1 tRNA gene and 2 rRNA genes are annotated in these 3,579 nt (G+C 53.0%); all 3 read right to left on the bottom strand.

The features are described 5' to 3' along the window. A tRNA-Met gene (locus GOV89_RS22595) sits at positions 1–77 on the bottom strand. A gap of 85 nt (positions 78–162) precedes the next feature. Beyond that, positions 163–277 (bottom strand): 5S ribosomal RNA (gene rrf, locus GOV89_RS22590). 166 nt (positions 278–443) lie between these two features. After that, positions 444–3,329: ribosomal RNA gene (locus GOV89_RS22585) — 23S ribosomal RNA — on the bottom strand. Positions 3,330–3,579: the final 250 nt, after the last annotated feature.

The raw sequence follows: 3,579 nt of genomic DNA, 5'->3' as shown, positions 1-3,579 counted from the left end.
TGGTTGCGGGGAGAGGATTTGAACCTCTGACCTTCAGGTTATGAGCCTGACGAGCTACCGGACTGCTCCACCCCGCGACGCTTTGGTGTGCCTATTGCCTATTCGGCTACTTGAGGCCAGGTATTATTTTCATCGTTTAGAGAGATTTTGGGCTTTTACTAGGTTTGGCGGTGACCTACTCTCCCGGGGCTTAAGCCCAAGTACCATTGGCGCGGCAGTGCTTAACTTCCGGGTTCGGTATGGGACCGGGTGTTTCACTTGCGCTATGACCACCAAACCGAGGAAAAGCCCTCGGTCGACTTTCTTGCTGTTCAAGAAAGCGACTATGCAGGAGGCAGCGTATTCGCTTGCGAATGCGCGGTCCTGCACGGTTGTGTTAATCAATCAGCGTTGTCCAACTCAAGGTTGGTGTATGCTTTGGTCTTGTCTTTCCATTACTGGATCAAATCAAGCCTATCGGGCGATTAGTACCGGTCAACTGAACGCATTACTGCGCTTACATCTCCGGCCTATTGACGTGGTGGTCTTCCACGGCCCTCAGGGAGACCTTGTTTTGAGGGGGGCTTCCCGCTTAGATGCCTTCAGCGGTTATCCTGTCCGATCATAGCTACCCAGCACTGCCGTTGGCACGACAACTGGTCCACCAGTGGATCGTTCACCCCGGTCCTCTCGTACTAGGGGCAACTCCTCTCAAGTCTCCTACACCCACGGCAGATAGGGACCGAACTGTCTCACGACGTTCTAAACCCAGCTCACGTACCTCTTTAAACGGCGAACAGCCGTACCCTTGGGACCTGCTCCAGCCCCAGGATGAGATGAGCCGACATCGAGGTGCCAAACACTGCCGTCGATATGGACTCTTGGGCAGTATCAGCCTGTTATCCCCGGCGTACCTTTTATCCGTTGAGCGATGGCCCTTCCACTCGGGACCACCGGATCACTATGGCCGTCTTTCGACTCTGCTCGACTTGTCAGTCTTGCAGTCAGGCTGGCTTCTGCCATTGCACTCAACGAGCGATTTCCGACCGCTCTGAGCCAACCTTCGCGCGCCTCCGTTACGCTTTAGGAGGCGACCGCCCCAGTCAAACTACCCGCCACGCAGGGTCCCGGATCCGGATAACGGACCGCGGTTAGACATCAAGAGTGCGAAGGGTGGTATCTCAAGGGAGGCTCCACGGATACTTGCGTTTCCGCTTCAAAGCCTACCACCTATCCTGCACATCACAATCCTGATGCCAGTGCGAAGCTGTAGTAAAGGTGCACGGGGTCTTTCCGTCTAACCGCGGGAAGCCTGCATCTTGACAGGCAATTCAATTTCGCTGAGTCGATGTTGGAGACAGCGGGGAAGTCGTTACGCCATTCGTGCAGGTCGGAACTTACCCGACAAGGAATTTCGCTACCTTAGGACCGTTATAGTTACGGCCGCCGTTTACCTGGGCTTCAATTCAAGGCTCTCACCTCTCCTTTTAACCTTCAGGCACCGGGCAGGCGTCAGACCCTATACGTCGTCTTGCGACTTCGCAGAGCCCTGTGTTTTTAATAAACAGTCGCCACCCCCTGGTTTGTGCCCCCAGCCCCTAGTTGCCTAGGAACCGGGCCTCCTTCTCGCGAACTTACGGAGGTATTTTGCCGAGTTCCTTCAACATCGTTCTCTCAAGCGCCTTGGTATGCTCTACCAGTCCACCTGTGTCGGTTTAGGGTACGGTCTGATGGAGGGCTATTTCCAGGAACTGCTCAGCAGCCCAACCAATCCGATAAGGTTGAACTACACCTGCAATCCGTCACATCCTCCTGGCCTAGGAATATTAACCTAGTTCCCATCGCCTACGCCTTTCGGCCTCGGCTTAGGGGCCGGCTTACCCTGCTCAGATTAGCTTTAAGCAGGAACCCTTGGACTTTCGGCGAGAGTGTCTCTCACACTCTTTGTCGCTACTCATGTCATCATTCTCACTAGTGATCTCTCCACCGGATGGCTCACGCCCCGGCTTCATCGAAAGAACCTATGCCTGCGCTACCGCCTATTCGGCTACTTGAGCGCGATTGCGCGCACCAAATGACCGGCGGTAAAAAAGGCAAGGTTCTATGTCACACTACGCTCTGCTACCGATGCTTACGCATCCCTAGACTTCGGCTCATGGCTTGAGCCCCGTTACATCTTCGCCGCAGGACAACTTATTTAGACCAGTGAGCTGTTACGCTATCTTTAAAGGATGGCTGCTTCTAAGCCAACCTCCTGGTTGTTTTGGTCGTCCCACCTGCTTTCCCACTTAGCCATGAATTGGGGGCCTTAGTCGTAGGTCAGGGTTGTTTCCCTCTCCACTACGGACGTTAGCATCCGCAGTGTGTCTGCCATCTAGTACTCCCGGGTATTCGGAGTTTGGTTAGGATCAGTAAGCCTGTGGGGCCCCATTACCCATCCAGTGCTCTACCCCCCGGGGTATTCGGATGACGCTCTACCTAAATAGATTTCGCAGAGAACCAGCTATCTCCGAGTTTGATTGGCCTTTCACCCCTAGGCACAGCTCATCCCGATCCTTTTCAACGGATGTGGGTTCGGTCCTCCAGTAAGTGTTACCTTACCTTCAACCTGGCCATGCCTAGATCACTCGGTTTCGGGTCTGATCCCACGAACTCATGCGCCCTATTAAGACTCGCTTTCGCTACGCCTACACCTAACGGCTTAAGCTTGCTCGTGAGACCAAGTCGATGACCCATTATACAAAAGGTACGCCGTCAGATCTCGAGGATCCTCCGACTGATTGTAGGCGTTCGGTTTCAGGTACTGTTTCACTCCCCTCGTCGGGGTGCTTTTCACCTTTCCCTCACGGTACTGGTTCGCTATCGGTCAGCAAGGAGTACTTAGCCTTCGAAGGTGGTCCTCCGATCTTCAGACAGAATTTCACGTGTTCCGCCCTACTTAATACGTCCATCAAAGCTTCCTATACGGGGCTGTCACCCGCTATGGCCACGCTTCCCAACGTGTTCTAGTCACTTATCTGGCTCGGCTGGTCCCCGTTCGCTCGCCGCTACTAGGGGAGTATCAATTGATTTCCTTTCCTCCGGGTACTTAGATGTTTCAGTTCCCCGGGTTTGCTCTTAAAACCCTATGTATTCAGGTCTTAAGTACCTGTTTAAACCCCATATTGAGTATCTACTCACAACCAGGTTGTGAGGGGATAACAATATGAAGCTTTCAGGTGGGTTGCCCCATTCAGAAATCCATGGATCAAAGCTTATTCTCAGCTCCCCATGGCTTATCGCAGAGTATCACGTCTTTCATCGCCTCTTGCTGCCAAGGCATTCACCAAACGCCCTTCTCGCGCTTGATTTGATCCAGAAAAAGAAAGACATAACATTTTGCGCTACCGCCTATTCGGCTATTTGAGCACAAGTATGTCCATCGCGATCATCCAGCTAGTAACTAAAGATGATCTTTCTTCTGAACCAAAAGCATACTTTCCCGCCTTCCATCCTGGAACCCGCGCTGCCGATGTCGGTCGGCCCCACGCAGAGGATAGAAGACAATGCATAACCGTTAAGTTATGCGGGTTAGTGTACTTGACTTGGACAACTCTGTTC

The organism is Ruegeria sp. HKCCA5763, assembly GCF_013034545.1.
Taxonomy (GTDB): Bacteria; Pseudomonadota; Alphaproteobacteria; order Rhodobacterales; family Rhodobacteraceae; genus Ruegeria.
This window is presented reverse-complemented; position numbering and strand designations above follow the sequence as displayed.